This window comes from Luteitalea sp., assembly GCA_009377605.1.
Taxonomy (GTDB): domain Bacteria; phylum Acidobacteriota; class Vicinamibacteria; order Vicinamibacterales; family Vicinamibacteraceae; genus WHTT01.
In genome coordinates this window covers 1-561 of the sequence record WHTT01000339.1, presented here as the reverse complement: position 1 = coordinate 561, position 561 = coordinate 1, and the positions used below count along the sequence as shown (strand labels likewise).

Sequence of the window (561 nt, the reverse complement as noted above, 5' to 3'; positions counted from 1 at the left end):
TAGCAGCAGGCCCACTCGCCTTCTTCGTCGGTGTAGACGGGCTCTGCGGCGGCAAGCCCCGCCAACAGCCCCTCGGTGTAGGTGTGTCCCATCGTCTGCCCCTTGTCATCAGAACCAACGTGCCGTACAACGTACGATAGACGCAGAGAGCGACGATGGCAAGGGGGAAACTGACATGGACGCGACCGAAGCTCGATACCGCCGCATGGCCAGACTGCAAGGACTCACGCTGCGCAAATCGAAAAGGGTGGACCCCAACGCACTCGACTACGGGGCGTGGTGGGTGCTGACCGCCGACCGCTCACAAGTCGTCTACGGCGGCACCCACGGCGTCACGTTCGAGGACGTCCTCGACTGGTTGGCCTCACCCCGCGACCAACGCGACTACGACAGCGTGTAGTCGACAGGTGGACCGGGTTTCACCCGTCGGATACGCTCACGGTGCAATTCGGGGGCACGTCGCCCCTCACCATGGCAAAAAGAAGAGCCCCCCGGCTTGGCGACCGGGGGGCATCTAAGACGTGCTCACCTGACCATCGCTAAAGGGAAAGGCTCGACGTG

1 protein-coding gene is annotated in these 561 nt (G+C 63.3%); it reads left to right on the top strand.

Annotated features, from left to right (window positions below):
- Positions 1-175 precede the first annotated feature (175 nt).
- On the top strand, positions 176-400 hold the full coding sequence (locus GEV06_29200) for a hypothetical protein (protein MPZ21914.1): 225 nt from the start codon (positions 176-178) through the stop codon (positions 398-400).
- The last annotated feature ends 161 nt before the right edge of the window (positions 401-561 follow it).